Origin of the sequence: Tabrizicola soli, from assembly GCF_015999335.1 — a bacterium.
In the GTDB taxonomy this organism is placed as follows: domain Bacteria; phylum Pseudomonadota; class Alphaproteobacteria; order Rhodobacterales; family Rhodobacteraceae; genus Tabrizicola; species Tabrizicola soli.
The window spans coordinates 48,226-65,359 of record NZ_JAEACP010000026.1 but is presented as its reverse complement, the minus strand read 5'-3'; the positions used below and the strand labels follow the sequence as shown (position 1 = coordinate 65,359).

19 protein-coding genes are annotated in these 17,134 nt (G+C 68.1%); 14 read left to right on the top strand and 5 right to left on the bottom strand.

Features of this window, described 5'->3' with window-relative positions; genetic code table 11:
• The 5 genes from I7S92_RS20315 to I7S92_RS20295 all read left to right on the top strand — a co-directional run.
• Nucleotides 1-549: zinc-binding dehydrogenase (locus tag I7S92_RS20315; RefSeq protein WP_197647340.1), on the top strand; the 549-nt coding region annotated here is incomplete at its 5' end.
• A gap of 261 nt (nucleotides 550-810) precedes the next feature.
• Nucleotides 811-2,571 (top strand): lanthanide-dependent methanol dehydrogenase XoxF5, encoded by a 1,761-nt coding sequence (xoxF5, locus tag I7S92_RS20310; RefSeq protein WP_386003997.1) that lies wholly within the window; start codon nucleotides 811-813, stop codon nucleotides 2,569-2,571.
• An 83-nt stretch (nucleotides 2,572-2,654) separates the two neighbouring features.
• Complete coding sequence (locus tag I7S92_RS20305; protein ID WP_197647338.1) at nucleotides 2,655-3,173, top strand: c-type cytochrome, methanol metabolism-related; 519 nt, start codon at nucleotides 2,655-2,657, stop codon at nucleotides 3,171-3,173.
• Between the two features lies 1 nt (nucleotide 3,174).
• On the top strand, nucleotides 3,175-3,990 hold the full coding sequence (locus tag I7S92_RS20300; protein WP_197647337.1) for a substrate-binding domain-containing protein: 816 nt from the start codon (nucleotides 3,175-3,177) through the stop codon (nucleotides 3,988-3,990).
• On the top strand, nucleotides 3,987-4,520 hold the full coding sequence (locus I7S92_RS20295; protein WP_197647336.1) for a PQQ-dependent catabolism-associated CXXCW motif protein: 534 nt from the start codon (nucleotides 3,987-3,989) through the stop codon (nucleotides 4,518-4,520). The genes I7S92_RS20300 and I7S92_RS20295 overlap by 4 nt, the downstream gene beginning before the upstream one ends.
• Nucleotides 4,521-4,525: 5 nt before the next feature.
• Here the strand turns inward: I7S92_RS20295 and I7S92_RS20290 are convergent, their stop codons facing one another.
• Nucleotides 4,526-5,017 (bottom strand): DUF3280 domain-containing protein, encoded by a 492-nt coding sequence (locus I7S92_RS20290; RefSeq protein WP_197647335.1) that lies wholly within the window; start codon nucleotides 5,015-5,017, stop codon nucleotides 4,526-4,528.
• 132 nt (nucleotides 5,018-5,149) lie between these two features.
• On the opposite strand from I7S92_RS20290, the gene I7S92_RS20285 reads away from it, so the two are divergent.
• Genes I7S92_RS20285 through I7S92_RS20265 form a run of 5 tightly spaced genes read left to right on the top strand, consistent with a single transcriptional unit; the run spans nucleotide 5,150 to nucleotide 9,442 of the window.
• On the top strand, nucleotides 5,150-6,325 hold the full coding sequence (locus tag I7S92_RS20285) for an ABC transporter substrate-binding protein (RefSeq protein WP_197647334.1): 1,176 nt from the start codon (nucleotides 5,150-5,152) through the stop codon (nucleotides 6,323-6,325).
• Between the two features lie 8 nt (nucleotides 6,326-6,333).
• Nucleotides 6,334-7,290, top strand: coding sequence for a YVTN family beta-propeller repeat protein (locus I7S92_RS20280; protein WP_242070310.1), 957 nt, complete (start codon nucleotides 6,334-6,336; stop codon nucleotides 7,288-7,290).
• A gap of 9 nt (nucleotides 7,291-7,299) precedes the next feature.
• Entirely contained in the window at nucleotides 7,300-8,022 is a 723-nt protein-coding gene (locus tag I7S92_RS20275; protein ID WP_197647333.1) for an ATP-binding cassette domain-containing protein, read from the top strand.
• On the top strand, nucleotides 8,019-8,831 hold the full coding sequence (locus tag I7S92_RS20270; RefSeq protein ID WP_197647332.1) for an ABC transporter permease: 813 nt from the start codon (nucleotides 8,019-8,021) through the stop codon (nucleotides 8,829-8,831). The genes I7S92_RS20275 and I7S92_RS20270 overlap by 4 nt, the downstream gene beginning before the upstream one ends.
• Nucleotides 8,828-9,442 (top strand): hypothetical protein, encoded by a 615-nt coding sequence (locus I7S92_RS20265; RefSeq protein WP_197647331.1) that lies wholly within the window; start codon nucleotides 8,828-8,830, stop codon nucleotides 9,440-9,442. The genes I7S92_RS20270 and I7S92_RS20265 overlap by 4 nt, the downstream gene beginning before the upstream one ends.
• On the opposite strand, the gene I7S92_RS20260 is transcribed toward I7S92_RS20265, so the two are convergent.
• Nucleotides 9,420-10,466 (bottom strand): quinoprotein relay system zinc metallohydrolase 2, encoded by a 1,047-nt coding sequence (locus I7S92_RS20260; protein ID WP_197647330.1) that lies wholly within the window; start codon nucleotides 10,464-10,466, stop codon nucleotides 9,420-9,422. The genes I7S92_RS20265 and I7S92_RS20260 overlap by 23 nt on opposite strands.
• Before the next feature lie 112 nt (nucleotides 10,467-10,578).
• On the opposite strand from I7S92_RS20260, the gene I7S92_RS20255 reads away from it, so the two are divergent.
• Complete coding sequence (locus tag I7S92_RS20255; RefSeq protein ID WP_197647329.1) at nucleotides 10,579-11,379, top strand: quinoprotein dehydrogenase-associated SoxYZ-like carrier; 801 nt, start codon at nucleotides 10,579-10,581, stop codon at nucleotides 11,377-11,379.
• Here I7S92_RS20255 and I7S92_RS20250 read toward each other — a convergent pair.
• From I7S92_RS20250 to I7S92_RS20240, 3 genes are read right to left on the bottom strand one after another with little or no spacing between them, the layout of a single operon-like run.
• The gene (locus I7S92_RS20250; protein WP_197647328.1) at nucleotides 11,376-11,960 is read right to left on the bottom strand and encodes an ABC transporter ATP-binding protein; all 585 of its coding nucleotides are present in this window, start codon (nucleotides 11,958-11,960) and stop codon (nucleotides 11,376-11,378) included. The two genes, I7S92_RS20255 and I7S92_RS20250, sit on opposite strands and share 4 nt — an antisense overlap.
• A complete protein-coding gene (locus I7S92_RS20245) occupies nucleotides 11,950-12,729 on the bottom strand; it encodes an ABC transporter permease (protein ID WP_354001351.1) in 780 nt (259 codons plus the stop codon). Before I7S92_RS20245 ends, I7S92_RS20250 begins: the two co-directional genes overlap by 11 nt.
• Nucleotides 12,722-13,690 (bottom strand): ABC transporter substrate-binding protein, encoded by a 969-nt coding sequence (locus I7S92_RS20240; RefSeq protein ID WP_197647327.1) that lies wholly within the window; start codon nucleotides 13,688-13,690, stop codon nucleotides 12,722-12,724. The genes I7S92_RS20245 and I7S92_RS20240 overlap by 8 nt, the downstream gene beginning before the upstream one ends.
• Nucleotides 13,691-13,898: 208 nt before the next feature.
• Between I7S92_RS20240 and I7S92_RS20235 the strand changes: the two genes are divergently transcribed.
• Genes I7S92_RS20235 through I7S92_RS20225 form a run of 3 tightly spaced genes read left to right on the top strand, consistent with a single transcriptional unit; the run spans nucleotide 13,899 to nucleotide 17,124 of the window.
• A complete protein-coding gene (locus I7S92_RS20235; RefSeq protein ID WP_197647326.1) occupies nucleotides 13,899-14,612 on the top strand; it encodes a response regulator transcription factor in 714 nt (237 codons plus the stop codon).
• Nucleotides 14,613-14,631: 19 nt separating this feature from the next.
• Nucleotides 14,632-15,777: an FIST N-terminal domain-containing protein gene (locus tag I7S92_RS20230; RefSeq protein ID WP_287865425.1), complete on the top strand. Its 1,146-nt coding sequence runs from the start codon at nucleotides 14,632-14,634 to the stop codon at nucleotides 15,775-15,777.
• A complete protein-coding gene (locus tag I7S92_RS20225; RefSeq protein WP_197647325.1) occupies nucleotides 15,778-17,124 on the top strand; it encodes an ATP-binding response regulator in 1,347 nt (448 codons plus the stop codon).
• Nucleotides 17,125-17,134: the final 10 nt, after the last annotated feature.

The window sequence follows — 17,134 nt, the reverse complement described above, 5'->3', positions numbered from 1 at the left end:
GGCCTGGGCGGCATCGGGCTGAACGTGATCCAGGGGCTGAAGCTGGCGGGCGCGGACAAGATCATCGGCGTCGACATCAACGACGACAAGGAGGAGTGGGGCCGCAGGTTCGGCATGACCCATTTCGTCAACCCGACGAAGATCGAGGGCGACGTGGTGGCTCACATCGTCAACCTGACGAAGACGCCCTTCGACAGGATCGGCGGGGTGGACTACTCGTTCGACTGCACCGGCAACGTCAAGGTGATGCGGCAGGCGCTGGAATGCACCCACCGCGGCTGGGGCCAGTCGATCGTGATCGGGGTGGCCCCGGCGGGGGCGACGATCGAGACGCGGCCGTTCCAGCTGGTCACGGGCCGGGTCTGGAAGGGCACGGCCTTCGGCGGTGCCAGGGGCCGGACCGACGTGCCGAAGATCGTCGACTGGTACATGGACGGCAAGATCGAGATCGACAGCATGATCACCCACATCCTCAAGCTCGAGGACATCAACAAGGGCTTCGACCTCATGCACGAGGGCAAAAGCATCCGGGCGGTGGTGGTTTACTGAACCGGACCCGCCGCAAATCCCGAGGCGCAGCCATACTTTAGGTTGAGAAGCCAGGGGGGAAGGTTGACCGGCGGGAGAACCGGCAACCTAATGAAACAGGGATTACGAAGGCGGCGACCCGATGCCGCCCGTCTTGAAGACACCGGGCCGGGATCCATCGGCCCGACCGTTCCTGGTTTCTGACAATCGGCCGCCAAGCTGGCCAACGGAGGAGGTACCATGAAGACCATCGGCATCCTGTCTCTCACTTTGTTGCTGGGGATGACCCTATCGGCATCCGCCAACGACAGCGTGACCGAGGCGATCGGAAATTCCAAGCAATGGGCGATCCAGACCGGAGACTATGCCAACACCCGGTATTCCGAGCTGGACCAGATCAACAAGAGCAATGTCAAGGATCTGAAGGTCGCCTGGACCTTCTCGACCGGAGTGCTGCGCGGGCACGAGGGCTCGCCCCTGGTGATCGGCGACATCATGTATGTGCATTCGCCCTTCCCGAACACGGTTTTCGCGCTGGACCTGGCCAATGACGGCAAGATCCTGTGGCGCTACGAGCCGAAGCAGAACCCGGACGTGATCGCGGTGATGTGCTGCGACACGGTGAACCGGGGCCTTGCCTATGCCGACGGCAAGGTCTTCCTGCATCAGGCCGACACCACGCTGGTGGCGCTGGACGCCAAGACCGGCGAGGTGAAATGGTCGGTGGTGAACGGCGACCCGACCAAGGGCGAGACCAACACCGCCACCGTGCTGCCGGTCAAGGACAAGCTGATCGTCGGCATCTCGGGCGGCGAATACGGCGTCCAGGGCCATGTCACCGCCTACAGCATCGAGACGGGCGAGCTGCTGTGGCGGGCCTATTCCGTCGGCCCGGACGACCAGCTGCTGGTCGACCCCGAGAAGACCACGCAACTGGGCAAGCCGATCGGCAAGGACAGTTCGATCAGCACCTGGGAGGGCGACCAGTGGAAGATCGGCGGCGGGACCACCTGGGGCTGGTATTCCTATGACCCCGAGCTGAACCTGATCTATTACGGCACCGGCAACCCCTCGACCTGGAACCCGAAGCAGCGCCCGGGCGACAACAAGTGGTCGATGACCATCTTCGCCCGCGACGCCGACACCGGCATGGCGAAATGGGTCTACCAGATGACCCCGCATGACGAATGGGACTTCGACGGGGTCAACGAGATGATCCTGACCGACCAGGAGGTCGACGGCCAGATGCGCAAGCTTCTGACCCATTTCGACCGCAACGGCCTGGCCTATACGCTGGACCGCGAGACGGGCGAGCTTCTGGTGGCCGAGAAATACGACCCGGCGGTGAACTGGACCACCGGCGTCGACATGGACCCGGCCTCGGAGACTTACGGCCGGCCGGCGGTGGTCGCGCAATACTCGACCGAGCAGAACGGCGAGGACACCAACACCACCGGCGTCTGCCCGGCGGCGCTTGGCACCAAGGACCAGCAGCCCGCGGCCTACAGCCCGAAGACCAACCTGTTCTATGTGCCCACGAACCACGTCTGCATGGACTATGAGCCGTTCAAGGTCAGCTATGCCGCCGGGCAACCTTATGTCGGCGCGACGCTGTCGATGTATCCCGCACCCGACAGCCATGGCGGCATGGGCAACTTCATCGCCTGGGACAACATCAAGGGCGAGATCAAGTGGTCGCTGCCCGAGCAGTTCTCGGTCTGGTCGGGGGCCCTGGCCACGGCGGGCGACATCGTCTTCTACGGCACGCTGGAAGGCTACCTGAAGGCGATCGACAGCGAGACGGGCGAGGAGTTGTTCAAGTTCAAGACCCCCTCGGGGATCATCGGGAACGTGATGACCTATGAGCGCGAGGGCAAGCAGTATGTCGCCGTCCTGTCGGGGGTCGGCGGCTGGGCCGGGATCGGCCTTGCGGCGGGCCTGACCAACCCGACCGAAGGTCTGGGCGCGGTCGGCGGTTATGCGGCGCTGTCGGAATACACCGCGCTGGGCGGCCAGCTGACGGTGTTCGAACTGCCGGACTGACAGGATCCGGCTCATGTCGGCCGCCATGCCCTGACCGGGTGTGGCGGCCTTCGCAGGAGATCATGAAGCAGGAGCAGCACGACATGCCGAAGTCCCTTCCGATCCATGCCCTCGGCCTGGTCGCCCTGGCCACCTTGCCGCTTCAGGCACAGGAAACCGATCCGAACCTGGTGGCGGACCACCAGGAAAACGGGCGCTGGGTGACGGCCGAGGGCGTGCCGACCTTCAAGGTCGAGGAAGACGGCACGGTGGACTGGGCCACCTTCTCGGGCTTCCGGCGCTATCATGCGGAATGCCATGTCTGCCACGGGCCGGACGGCGAGGGCTCGACCTATGCGCCCGCGCTGAAGAAATCGGCGCTGGCGATGGATTATTACGACTTCATCGGCGTGGTGGCCGAGGGGCGGCAGAAGGTGGGCGCGGCGCAGAATTCGGTCATGCCGTCCTTCGGGACCAACCCGAACGTGATGTGCTATCTGGACGACATCTACACCTACCTCAAGGCGCGCGGGGCGGGGGCCGTGGATCGCGGTCGGCCGGCCAAGCGGGCGGACAAGCCCCCAGAGGTGGCGGCGGACGAAGACTCCTGCATGGGGGGATGAGATGCGGCTTCCCGTCCTTGCGCTGGCGCTGATCCTGCCCCTGGCCGCCGGGGCGCAGACGGCGGACCTGGTGTCGCCCACGGCGTTCCGGGTTTGCGCGGATCCGGCCAACCTGCCGATGTCGGGCAAGGACAAGCCGGGCTTCGAGAACGAGATCGCCGCGCTTTTCGCCAAGGAACTGGGCCTGCCGCTGGAGGTGACCTGGTTCCCGATGGGGCCGGGCTTCATCCGCAAGACGCTGCGGGCGGGGCTTTGCGACGTGGTGATCGGCTATGCCCAGGGCGACGAGCTGGTGCAGAACACCAACCATTACTACACCTCGGTCTATGTGCTGGTGACGCGCAGCGACGACCCGTTGGCCAAGGTCGAGACCTTGGCCGACCCCGCCTTGCAGGGTCACCGGATCGGCATCGTCGCGGGAACGCCTCCGGCCACGCATCTGGCGCAGAACGGGCTGATGGCCTTGGCGAAACCCTATCCGCTGATCGTCGACCGCCGGGTGCAGGACCCGGCCGGGGACATGCTGGCCGACCTGCAATCGGGCGAGATCGACGCGGCGGTACTCTGGGGTCCGATCGGGGGGCCCTTGACCAAGGGAAATGCGGCGCTGACGGTCACCCCGCTCCTGCGTGAGACGGCGAGCCCGAAGCTGTTCTACCGCATCACCATGGGCGTGCGGCCCAGCGATCAGGACTGGAAGCGCGAACTGAACTCGCTGATCCGGCGCAATCAGGACCGGATCGACGCGATCCTGGCGAAGGCCGGGGTGCCCCTGGTCGATGACCAGGGGACCGCGCTGAAGGAGGTCGCGCCGTGAGACTGGCCCTGGTCCTGGCGCTGCTGGCGGCCCCCGCCCTGGCCCAGGCCCCGCCCGAGCCCGAGGGTTATCGTGGCCCGCCCTATTCCGCGCCGGTGCCCGAGACCCTGGCCGGGGCGACAGTGGCGGACACGGCCACCGCTGCCAGGCTGCACCGTGAGGGGAAGGCGGTGTTCGTCGACGTGATGCCCCGCGACGTGAAGCCCGCCGACCTGCCCGAAGGCACGATCTGGCGCGACAAGCCGCGCGACAGCATTCCCGGCGCGATCTGGCTGCCGAATACCGGGTTCGAGGCCCTGTCGGCAGAAGAGGAAGCCTATCTGCGCCGCGGGCTGGACCGCGCGACCGGCGGCAACAGGGACCAGCTCGTCGTCATCTTCTGCCGGGCGGAATGCTGGATGTCCTGGAACGTCGCCAAGCGCGCGCTGGAGATGGGCTATACCCATGTCATCTGGTATCCCGACGGCCCCGAGGGCTGGGTCACGCGGCCCGAAAACCCGCCGCTGGCGCGGGTGGAGCCGTTCGAGTGAGGCCGTCATTTTCGGAAGATGAGGTTGCGCAGAAGGTAGCGGAAGCCGCGCTGCCAGCTTTCGTCGGTGTTGCCGCGAATGTCCACGGTCCCCGCCCGCAGGGTCTTGCCGGTCTCGGCTTCGCGCAGGTTCAGTTGCAGGCTGAGGATCAGGTTCGACACCTTGCTCACCTCGCCGGTCAGCGCGTAATCCGCGCCCAACTCCTGCGCCATGGCGGTATCGCAGCCGTTGCAGCGCGCGGGATTGGAGACGGTCTCCAGCCGCTTCGCCACCGGATCGAGCGGGACGAGGACGAAGCCCCGCGCAACCATATCCTCGGCGACCAGCGCGGCGGCCATCCCGGTCCGGGCGGTCTCGTCGGCCCGGACGCCGTTGATCGCGCCCTCGGTGGAGAGGTCGATGAAATGGATCCCGAAGAAGGCCACTCGCCCGGCGGCCGGCGGCCCCTCGGCGAGCACCGGGCTGGCCAGAAGGCAAAAGACAAGGGCGACTTTCATCGGGACAGGATGCTCCGGGCGCCCACGCGCGGCAATCGGACGGAAGGATGAATTGCGCCGGCAGAACCTCAACCTTTTGGTTGAGTTGACGCCTTGCGCGGCGCTGTGGCCCAATCAACCGGGAGGTGACCAATGCGGATCATCGCGGCACTTGCCCTGTGGGGGCTTCTGGCAGCGGCCCCGGCCCCGGCAGAGACGCTGATCCGCGCCGCCGTCCTGCGGGTGGACGTGGCCGGCCTGCCGCCGATCTCGCGCCTCGACCTGCCGCCAGCCGACCTTGGCCTTGCCGGGGCGCGGCTGGGGACCGAGGACAACGCCACCACCGGCAGCTTCCTTGGCCAGACCTTCGAGACCGCCGAATATGTCGCCACGCCGGAAACCGCCGCCGCCACGCTGGAGGAGGCGCTGGCCGGGGGTGCGGGGTTCATCGTGGTGCTGGCCGACGATGCGGCGACGCTGGCGCTGGCCGATGCGGCAGGCGGCCGGGCGCTGGTCCTGAACGCCGGGGCGCGGGGCGATGGCTTGCGCGGCAAGGACTGCCGGGCGAACCTGGTGCATGTCGCGCCCAGCCATGCGATGCTCGCCGATGCGCTGGCGCAGTTCCTGGCCTGGAAGAAGTGGGACGAGTGGTTCCTGATCCTCGGCAGCCACCCGGCCGATGCCGACCTCGCCCAGGCCTTCCGCACCTCGGCCGCCAAGTTCGGCGCCGAGATCGTCGAGGAACGCGTCTACGAGGACACCGGCGGCGCGCGGCGCACGGATACCGGCCATGTCCAGGTGCAGAAGCAGATGCCGGTCTTCACCCAGGGGGCCGAGGACCACGACATCCTGATCGCCGCCGACGAGGCCGGGATCTTCGCCGAATACCTGCCCTACCAGACCTGGGAGGCGCGCCCCGTCGCGGGCTCGGCCGGCCTTGTGCCCCGTACCTGGCACCCGGCGCTGGAGGCCTGGGGCGCGACCCAGTTCCAGAACCGCTTCGAGGCCATGGCCCACCGCCCGATGCGCGAGGAGGATTACCAGGCCTGGCTTGCCGTCCGCATCATCGGCGAGGCCGCGACGCGGACCGGCTCGGGCGACCCGGCCAGGCTGCGCGAGCATATCCTGTCGCCCGAGTTCGAGGTGGCGGGCTTCAAGGGCCAGAAGCTGACCATCCGCGACTGGGACCACCAGTTGCGCCAGCCGATCCTGCTGACGACAGGGGCGCTGACCGTTTCGGTCTCGCCGCAGGATGCGTTCCTCCATCAGGTCTCGCAGCTTGACACGCTGGGCAAGGACCGCCCCGAAACCGAATGTTCCTTCCCATGAGGTCCGCCATGCGCCTTGCAGCCCTGTCGCTTGTCCTGCTCGCCCAGCCCGCGCTGGCCAACAAGGTCTACGTCAGCAACGAGAAGGGCAATGACATCACCGTCCTCGACAGCGAGACGCTGGAGGTGATCGCCACCTTTCCCGCCGGGAACAGGCCGCGCGGCATCACCATCTCGCCCGACGGGAAGGAGCTTTACGTCTGCGCCTCGGACGATGACACGGTGCGGGTCTTCGAGACCGAGACCTACCGGGAGACGCATACCCTTCCGTCCGGCCCCGATCCGGAGCTGTTCGTGCTGCACCCCTCGGGCAACCCGCTTTATATCGCGAACGAGGACGACAACCTGGTGACCATCGTCGACGTGCAGTCGCACAGGATGCTGGCCGAGGTCCCGGTGGGGGTGGAGCCGGAGGGGATGGCGATCTCGCCCGACGGGGCCTTCGTGGTGAACACCTCCGAGACGACCAACATGGCGCATTTCATCGACACCGCGAGTTCGCAGATCGTGGCGAACGTGCTGGTCGACCAGCGCCCGCGCTATGCGCAGTTCACGGCGGACGGGAAGCTTCTGTTCGTGACGGCCGAGATCGGCGGGACGGTCGCGGTGATCGACGTGGCGACCAAGGAGGTCATCCACAAGATCGGGTTCGAGATCCCCGGCGTCCTGCCCGAGGCGATCCAGCCGGTGGGCTTGAAGATCACCCAGGACGGGTCCAGGATCTTCGTGGCGCTGGGGCCGGCGAACCGGGTGGCGGTGATCGACGGGGCGACGTTCGAGGTGACGGATTACCTGCTGGTCGGCCAGCGCGTCTGGCAACTCGCCTTCACCCCGGACGAGCGCCTGCTTTTCACCACCAACGGCAATTCGAACGATGTCTCGGTGATCGACGTGGCGGCGATGGAGGTCGTGCGCTCGGTCCCGGTGGGCCAGCAACCCTGGGGCATCGTGGTGGCGCCGGACTGAGGGGGCGGCATGGACAACCCGGCGCTGGAGGTTCTTGGGGTCAGCCATGCCTTCGGCCGGGTCGTGGCGCTCCGCGACGTCGAGCTTGTGGTGCCGCGCGGGCGCTTCGTGGCGCTGTTGGGGATCAACGGGGCAGGGAAGACGACGCTGTTCTCGCTGGTCACCCGGCTTTACGACAACACGAGCGGGGTGATCCGGGTCGCGGGGCACGACCTGCGGCGTGCGCCCGGCAAGGCGCTGGCGCGGCTGGGGGTGGTGTTCCAGACCCGCGCGCTGGACAGCGACCTGACGGTTGCGCAGAACCTTTCCTACCACGCCGCGCTGCACGGGATCGACCGCGCGACCGCCCGCGCCCGGATGGCCGAGGTGCTGGCGCAGGTCGATCTGGCCGACAAGGCCGGGATGAAGGTCGCCGCGCTGTCGGGCGGCCAGCAACGCCGGGCCGAGATCGCGCGGGCGCTCTTGAACCGGCCGGACCTCCTGCTGCTGGACGAGGCGACCACCGGCCTCGACGTCCGCTCACGCCGCGAGGTGCTGGCGCTGGTGCGGGGGCTGACGATGGGCGGGGTCTCGGTCCTCTGGGCGACGCATATCCTCGACGAGATCGCACCCGAGGATCTGGTCTATGTCTTGCACCAGGGCGCGGTCCTGGCGCATGGCGAGGCCCGCGACCTGGCCGGGGCCGAGGGGCTGACACGGGCCTTCCTGACCCTGACGGAGGCCGAGGCATGACCGGCTGGCGGGCATGGGCAATCGTCTTCCGCGGCATCGTCTGGCGCGAGGCGCTGCGCTTCGTCAACCAGCGGGGCCGCTTCGTCGCCGCACTGGTGCGGCCGCTGGTCTGGCTGTTCATCTTCGCCGCCGGCTTCCGTGCCGTCCTTGGCCTGTCGATCACCCCACCCTACCAGACCTATGTCCTCTACGAGGTCTACGTCACCCCCGGCCTCTGCGCGATGATCCAGCTGTTCAACGGGATGCAGTCGTCGCTCTCGATGGTCTATGACCGGGAAACCGGGGCGATGCGGACTTTGCTGGTCAGCCCCGCGCCGCGCTGGTTCCTTCTGCTGTCGAAGCTGATGGCGGGGGTCTTCGTGTCGATCCTGCAGGTCTATGCCTTCCTGCTGATCGCCTGGGCCTGGGACGTGAGGCCGCCGGCCCCCGGTTACCTCGCCATCCTGCCCGCGCTGGTCCTGTCGGGGCTGATGCTGGGCGCGCTGGGGCTGTTCGTGTCCTCGGCCATCCGGCAGCTGGAGAATTTCGCGGGGGTGATGAACTTCCTGATCTTCCCGATGTTCTTCGCCTCCTCCGCGCTCTACCCGCTGTGGCGGATGAAGGAATCCAGCGAGCTTCTGTACTGGATCTGCGCGCTGAACCCCTTCACCCATGCGGTCGAGCTGATCCGCTTCGCGCTCTACCTCCGGTTCGACCCGACCTCGTTTCTGGTCACGGCCGGAGGCTTCGCCGGCTTCTTCGCTGCGGCGGTCTACATGTACGATCCAGCAAAGGGCCTCTGGGTCCGACGGAAAGGACAAGCAGGATGAAAAGCGTTCTCGTTCTCGCCCTGATGCTGCTGAGCCCCGCCGCGATGGCCGGAGGTTCGGGCGATCCGACCTGGCCCTGCATCCAGCCGAAACAGCCGCATCTCTCCATCGGCCAGCTCTGGCCCGGCCCGCCGCCGGACGACGCAGTTATTGGACTGGCGCGGCGTCCGGACATCGCCGCCCTGGCGCAGGTGCTCGAGCAGCGCCGCCTTCCGGTGGAGGAGGCCGAGGCGCAGATCGCGGCCTTTGCCCGGGGCGCGAGTGCGGAGGAGCTGACGGCGCTGTTCGTCGCGGTGTTCGACCGGATCGACGCCTACCGCAGCCGGATCATGTCCGGGGTCGCCCGCTATGCCGAGAAGCAGATGGTCCTGAGCGACCAGATCGAGGCGCGGCGGGCCGAGATGACGCGGCTGTCCGCTGCCGCCGAACCCGACTTCGACAGGATCGACGCCGAGGAAGCGCGGCTCGACTGGGACACCCGCATCTTCACCGACCGGCAGGCGCAGCTGACCTATGTCTGCGAAACCCCGGTGATCCTGGAGCAGCGCGCCTTCGCGCTGGGGCGGGCGATCGCGGCGCATTTGCCGGCTACTCCCACTCCAGCTCCTTGAAGGCGGCGATGGCGTTGCGGGCGTTGATCTCATCAAAGCCTTGCCAGCCGTCGCGCTGGTCGGTGCCGACATGGGCGGCGGCTTCGCTCATCGCTTCGCCCGCGCGGATGGCGGCGCGGGTCTGGTCGGCGAGTGCGGTGAGATAGGCGCGAAGGGGCGCGGTGCCCTGGTCCCATGGCATCCGCACCGGGCCGTGGCCGGGAATGATGACGGACGGCATCGGCTCGGGCGGATGGCCAAGCCAGTCCAGCCAGCCGGTGAGCGAGCCATCGAGCGATGGAGTCAGCCCGGCAAAGACCAGATCGCCGGTAAAGAGCACGCCGCTTTCCAGGTGCAGGATGGTCAGGTCGTTGTCGGTATGCGCCGTCGCCACGGGCTGAAGCCGAAGGGTCGCACTGCCAAGATCCATGTCCTCGGGCGCGGCGAGGGTGCGGTCGGGCAGCACGGCCCGCGTCCCCAGCATCGCCAGCGCCCCGGCCTGGCGCGGGATGCTCTCGGCCCAGACCCCCGCCCGCCGCTCGACGCCCGAGGGCAGGTTGCGGTGGGCGACGATCTCTGCCCCGGCCTCGGCAAAGACCTCGGCGCCGTAGATGTGGTCGGGGTGCATGTGGGTCAGGATCACATGGCTGACCGGCTTGTCGGTGATGCGGCGGATCGCGGCGTAAAGTCCCTCGCCGATGGCACGGCTGCCGCCGGGGTCGATGACGGCCACCGTGTCTCCGATCACGACGCCCAGGTTGGCGATGTCGCCGCCGTTCGCGGGCGAGACCGGCTCTGGGTGCCCGGCGTGAACAAGGACGCCGGGCGCGATCTCGGCGAGGGCGAGGTGGGGAAGGTCGGCCGTGGCGCGGCAGTGCCAGTCGCCGGTGACAAGGTCGGCGTGACGCGCGGCCCAGTCGGCGATGCGGCGCTCGGCCCCGGCGATGCAGGCGGCTTCGCTCAGGGGGCCGGGCGTGGGCAGCAGGCGGTCGGCGCAGAGGGCGGGATCGGCCAGAAGGCAGGCCGTGACGATCAGGTGGAACATGGGCGGTCTCCTGCCGGTCAGTCTAGCGCATCGGCGGGGGACGGGGGATCAGCCTTAAGTAGGACTCGCGCCGGGGTCGGATTCGTGCGGTAGTAGAGGGGGAGGAAGCGCCATGCCGCATCCCTTTCGCGCTGCCCTTGTCGCCGCTCTGCTGTGCCCCGCGCCCCTTGCGGCGCAGGACAATCCGCTGGTGGAAAGCTCGGCCTGGGAGGAATTGAAGGCCCTGGTCCCCAGGGGCGATACGGCCGTGGAGAACGCGGAGGTCCTGCTTCTCGACGCCCCGCCCCGCGCGGTGGATCCGGCTTTCGTCCCGGTGCATCTGACCCAGCCGCTCGGCGCCCCGCCGATCCGGGCGCTGACGGTGGTGATCGACGAGAACCCCGCCCCCGTCGCCGCCGAGATCACGCTGGGCCCGGCGATGCTGCCGCTGGACATGGAACTGCGGCTGCGGGTGAACGCCTATTCCAACGTCCGCGCCATCGCGACGACCGACAAGGCCAGCGTGCTGGCGGGGCGTTTCGTCAAGGCGAGCGGGGGCTGCGCCGCCCCGGCCTCGAAGGACCTGCAGGCGCTGATGGCCGAGATGGGCAGGATGCGGTTCCAGATCCTGTCCTCGGAGCCCGAGGGGACAGGGATGCGCCACACCGCCAAGCTGATGCTGCGGCATCCGAATACCACCGGCTTCCAGCGCGACCAGGTGACATTGCTGAACATCCCGGCGCATTTCGTCGATCTGCTGGAGGTGCGGCAGGGTGACGAGCTTCTGTTCCGGATGACGGCGGGCATCTCGATTTCCGAGGACCCGGTGTTCCAGTTCCGCTTCCTCGACAACGGCGCCGACCGGATCACCGTCCATGCCGAGGATACCGACGGCAATGTCTTCGACGAAAGCTTCCCGCTGACCGGGCTTTAGGACAGCGTCGCCGGGCTGCCCCGCAGCGTCATTGGCTGCGCCTTCAGATGCGCGGCCTCGGCCGGGTCGTGGGTGACGAAGATCAGCGAGGCCCCGGCCCGGTCCAGAAGCGCGGCGGTCAGGTCCAGCATCCGCCCGGCGGTCTCGGCGTCCAGCGAGGCGAAGGGTTCGTCCATCAGAAGCGTGGAGGGCGCGGGCGCGAAGGCGCGGGCCAGGGCCAGCCGCCGCTGCTGGCCCAGCGACAGCTGGCGGGGATAGAGCGCGTCCTTGCCGGCAAGCCCGACCTCGGCCATCAGGGCGCGGGCGACCTCCGCCGTCACTCCGGCGGGCAGGGTGATGTTCTCCAACGCGGTGCGCCAGGGCAGGAGCGTGGGCTCCTGGAAGACGACCGTGGTCCGGCCGATCTCGGTGACCGTGCCCTCGAAATCCTCGTCCAGCCCGGCGACGATGCGCAGGAAGGTGGTCTTGCCGATCCCCGAGGGGCCCAGGATCGCGACCCGCTGCCCCTGGCCCAGCGTCAGGCGGATCGGGCCAAGCACGGGGCGGCCGGCGAAGGACTTGGCGTGGATGTCAATCTCCATCCTGCCTCCACCGGCTTGCGTGCCGTTCCAGCGGGCGCAGGAGGAGATATTCGATCACCAGCATGACCAGGATGAAGGCGAAGGCATAGGCCAGGATATGCGCGACGCGGAACATCGAGAAATTGAGGTGGATCTGGAAGCCGACCCCGCTGGAGCGACCGAGGAACTCGACCACCAGCACGATCTTCCAGATCAGCGACAGGCCCGCGCGGGCGGCCCCGGCGATGTAGGGGGCCATCTGCGGCAGGACCACATGGCGCAGCCGCGCGCCGGGCGGCATGCGGAAGATGCGGGCCATGTCGTCGAGGTCGGGGCGCAGGGCGCGGGCGCCTTCGCGCACCATGACGGTGACGAGGGGGACCTTGTTGATGACCACGGCGGCGACGGCGGCGACCTCGTTCAGCCCGATCCAGATGTAGCACAGCACCGTGACCACCAGCGCGGGCATGTTGACCAGGATCACCAGCCAGGGGTTCAGCCAGCGGTCCGTCCTGCCGCTGCGGCCCAGGATCAGGCCAAGCGCCACGCCGATGCCCATGGCCACGACGAAAGCGGCGATCACCCGCAGGAGCGTGACGCCGGTGTTCGCCAGCAGCCGACCCGAGGCGGTCTCGTCGACAAGCACGGTCCAGACCCGCAGCGGGCCGGGCATGGTGACGGGCTCGGCCACAAGGGCCGCCACGATGGCCCACAGGCCCAGGAAGGCCGCCAGCGAAAGGATCACCGGCAGGATTCCCGAGGGGCGCCTGGTTGGTCCGAGGTCAGTCACCTTTGTAGAATACACCCTCGGGCAAGGCCGTGACCTTGCCCAGAAGCTCCTCGCCGCCAAGCTCGACCATCAGGGCGAAGACCTTGGCGGCGTTCGCCTCGTCCACCGGCGCGTCGGCGGGGACGCCCTGGCGCCAGCCGTCGCGCAGGGCGGCATATTCGGCGTCGTCGTCGGCGTTCATGATCGGGCGCAGCCGCTCCCATGCCGCCTCGTCGGTCAGGAGGAGATCCTTCGCCGCCCGCGAGGCCCGCTTCAGCGCGGCCGCCAGTTCCGGTTTTTCCTGCACCAGCTTTTCATCCATGACATAGCCGAGGAGCGGCGTCGCGGGGTCAAGGCCCAGGGCCGTGGCGGCGTCGGCGACGGTGATCAGCTCGCGCATGCCGTGGACCTTCATCTTGGCCAGGAAGTTCCAGAAGTTGATCGCCCCGTCGACCTCGCCCGAAAGCCCGGCCTCATAGATCATCGGCGGCGCGCCGAAGACCTGCTCGGTGACGGCGGCCAGATCCTCGCCGGTTTCCTGCCGGGCATAGGCGCGCAGGATCAGCCAGCTCTTGTCCACCGGGCCGCCGGCGATGCCGATCCTCTTGCCCTTCAGGTCCGCCAGGCTCTGCGCCGGGCTGCCCTCGGGCACCAGAAGCGCCCCGACGGCGGTGGAGAAGGGGATGAAGACATAGGCCTTGCCCTCGGCCCGCTGCTGCGCGACCCAAAGCCAGTCCGACACGATCGCATCGACCTCGCCTCCGGCAAGCGCGACCTGGGTGGCCGGATTGCCGGCCAGTTCGACGATCTTCAGCTCGAACCCCTCGGCCTTGTCGAGGCCGTAGTGCTGGATCGTGTCCAGTTCCCAGCGCACCGTGCCCGAGGCGAGGCTGCCGATCGTCAGGTCCTCGGCAAGGACGGCGGGCGTTGCGGACAGCGCGGCGACAAGCGCGAAAGCGCCCAGACAGAAGCGGTCTAGCATCTTCCCCCTCCCCGGATTCCACCAACCATGCCACGCTGCGCAGGACGAGTAAATCAACCCAAAGTAGGAGATACCTGCGGGAAAAACTCTGTCATTCTCGAAAGCGGAAATATCAGGGGGACAACCGGGGCGCGAGGAACCCGGGGAGCTGCCAGGGCGTTCGTTCTGGAACCGCGGGGCATGACCAGGGCGCGGACGGGAGGAGAACATGCGGCACCAGACTGTGACCGGACCTCCGGGTCCGGCGGCGACCGGCGTCATGATGAGGGTCGACGACCTTCTGATCGTCGACGACCATCCCCTGATGTGCGAGGCCTTGACGGTGACGCTGCGCGTCGCCTTCGGCCTGCGCCAGACGGCCTGCGAGCGCAACCTTGCGGCGGCGATCCAGCGCCTGAAATATGGCAAGCCGCCGGATGCGATCCTGCTGGACCTGAACCTGCCCGACGCCAAGGGGTCCGAGGGGATGGTGGCGCTGGGGCGCGTGGCTGCGGGTATCCCCATCGCGGTGATCTCGGCTAACGAGGATCCGGCGATGATCAGCGCGGTCATGGCGGCCGGGGCGCAGGGCTATATCAGCAAGTCGCTGGGGCGCGAGGCGATGTGCGCGGCGTTGCGCCGGGTCTGGTCGGGCGAGAGGGTGACGCCCGATGGCTATGACCCGGACGACCACCCGCCGCAGGGCGCGCGCCCGGACATGGAGGAGATCGCGCACCGCTTCGCCTCGCTGACGCATCAGCAGGTCCGGACCCTGCGCCAGATCTGCCTTGGCAAGGCGAACAAGGAAATCTCCTACGAGCTGAACATCTCGGAGGCGACGGTGAAGACGCATATCGCCGCGATCATGAGCAAGATCGGGGCACGGCGGCGGACGCAGATCGTGCTGCTGGCCAAGTCGATCAAGCTGTTCGACTGCGACTGACCGGAAAGGGGGCCGGGAGGTGAGCAAGTCCGCCGCTGCGCATGTCGCCACCCCGGTCAAGGCTACCATCCACATGGGCGACGTGGCCTCGGCCGCCGCCGGCCTTCTGGCCAGCCTTGCGCCGGCCGAGCCCGAGCTGGTGCTGATCTTCGCCTCGCCCAGCGCCACGCTGCCGGTGCTGGCGGCCGAACTGCGCAAGGGCCTGCCTGTTGCCTGCCGGATCGTCGGCTGCTCCTCGGCGGGGGAATTGTCGGGCGAGGGCTATTCGAACGGCACCGCTGTCGCCATCGGCTTTCCGGCGCGCAGCTTCCGCTCCGAGGTGCTGGTGCTGGACGAGTTGTCCCGGCTGCCGGTCTCGCGCTGGATGACCGGGTTGCGCGACCTGGTGCAGCGGTTCCGGCCCGATCCCGGCCGCAGGCTGTTCGGGATCCTGCTGGTGGATGGGTCCGCGCAGCAGGAGGAGGTGCTGGTCGCCACGCTGGATGCGGCCCTGCCGCATGTCATGGTGATGGGCGGCTCGGCCGGGGACGATCTGGATTTCTCGCAGACCTTCGTGATCGCCGATCAGGCCGTGCTGCGCGATGTCGCGATCTTCTGCCTGATCGAGACCGATCTGGAAGTGCGCGACCTGATCTTCGACCACTTCCGCGCCACCGAGACCCGGATGATCGTCACCCGCGCCAATCCGGCGGAACGCTCGCTTCTGGAAATCAACGCCGAACCCGCAGCCGAGGAATATGCCCGCATCGTCGGCGTCCCGGTCGGCGAGCTTTCGCCCCTGGTCTTTGCCCGCCACCCGCTGCTGGTGAACATGGGCGGCCGCTATTTCGTCCGCGCGATCCGCCAGCAGACCGAGGACGGCCGCCTTCTCCTGATGTCCTCGATCGACACCGGCGCGGTGATGTCGCTGGGGCTGGCCGAGGATCTGACCGAAGGTTTCGAGGCGATGCTGCGGAACCTTCCGGCCACCCCGTCGCTTATCCTGTCGTTCGACTGCATCCTGCGCCGGCTGGCGATGGAACATGCCGGGCTGGGGGGCGTGATCAAGGACATCTTCAATCGCTACAACATGGCTGGCTTCAACACCTATGGCGAGCAGCATGGCGGCATGCACATGAACCAGACCTTTGTCGGCCTCGCCTTCCTCGATCCCGAGGGCCACTAGATGCTGCGAGACGGCGACGACCTGGAACGCCGGATCGAGAAGCTGGGCCGGATCAACGCCGCGCTGATCGAGAGGCTGGACCATTACGACAAGACCCGCGGCTCGGCCTGGTCGCTGTTCCAGGCGGCGCTGGCTCTGGAGAAGGAGGTCGCCGCCCGCAACCGCGATCTTGAACGCGCGCTGGCGGACCTCAGCCAGAAGAACCACGAGCTTGCGGCGGCACGGATGGCGGCCGAGGAGGCGAACCGCTCGAAGACCCGCTTCCTGCGCGCGGCCAGCCATGACCTCCTGCAGCCGCTCAGCGCCGCCCGGCTGTTCCTGTCCACGCTGTCCACGCTGCAGCTTGGCGGCGCGGAGGCCGACCTTGTCAAGCGGCTGGGCAATGCCTTCGAATCCGTCGAGGAGCTGATCCGCGCCGTCCTCGACATCTCGCGGCTCGACTCGCAGCGGATCGAGTTCAACCGCAAGCCCGTCAACCTGAACGCGCTGTTCGACCGCCTGCGCGGCGAGTTCGAGGCCCCGGCCGCGGCCCGCGGGCTGCGGCTGCGCTTCGTCCGCAGTTCGCTGGCGGTGGACAGCGACCCGGTCTTCCTGCGCCGGATCGCACAGAACCTGGTGTCGAACGCGATCAAATATACCGAAACCGGCAGCGTCCTGGTCGGCGCGCGCCGCTGCGGGGCGCGGGCCTGGCTGGAGGTGCATGACACCGGCATCGGCATCCCGGCCGAGGACCGCGAACAGATCTTTGCCGAATTCCACCGGCTGGAACACGACCGGCGCGGCGAGCCCGGCATGGGTCTGGGCCTCTCCATCGTCAAGCGCGCCTGCGTCAAGCTGGATCATCCCATCGCGCTGGACAGCGAGCCCGGACGCGGGTCGGTGTTCCGCATCGGGCTGGAGATCGTGGCCCGCAACGCTTTGCCCCGCCGCTCCTCCGCCCCGCCGCCGGCGGACCGCGACCGGCTGCGCGGCAAGCACGCGCTGATCGTCGAGGACAACGCCGCCATGCGCCATGGCTATGCCGTGATCCTGCGCGACAGCTGGGGGATGCGGACGCAGGTGGTCGAGGGTACGGCCGCGGCGCGCGATGCCGCGACGCGGCCGGGTCAGCCGCCCGACCTGATCCTGGCGGACTACCACCTGCGCGGCAGCGATACCGGCCTGCGGACCATCACCCTTTTGCGCAAGCTGAGCGGCACGGAGATTCCGGCCATCGTGGTGACGGCGCATCGCACGGCCTCGGTCGTGCGCAGTTGTGCGCGGCACGGCGTCCGGGTGCTGGAAAAGCCCATCCGGCCCGAGGACTTGCGCGACGCGCTCCTGCGTCTGGTGGGAGAGCAGAGATGAGACCGGGGGA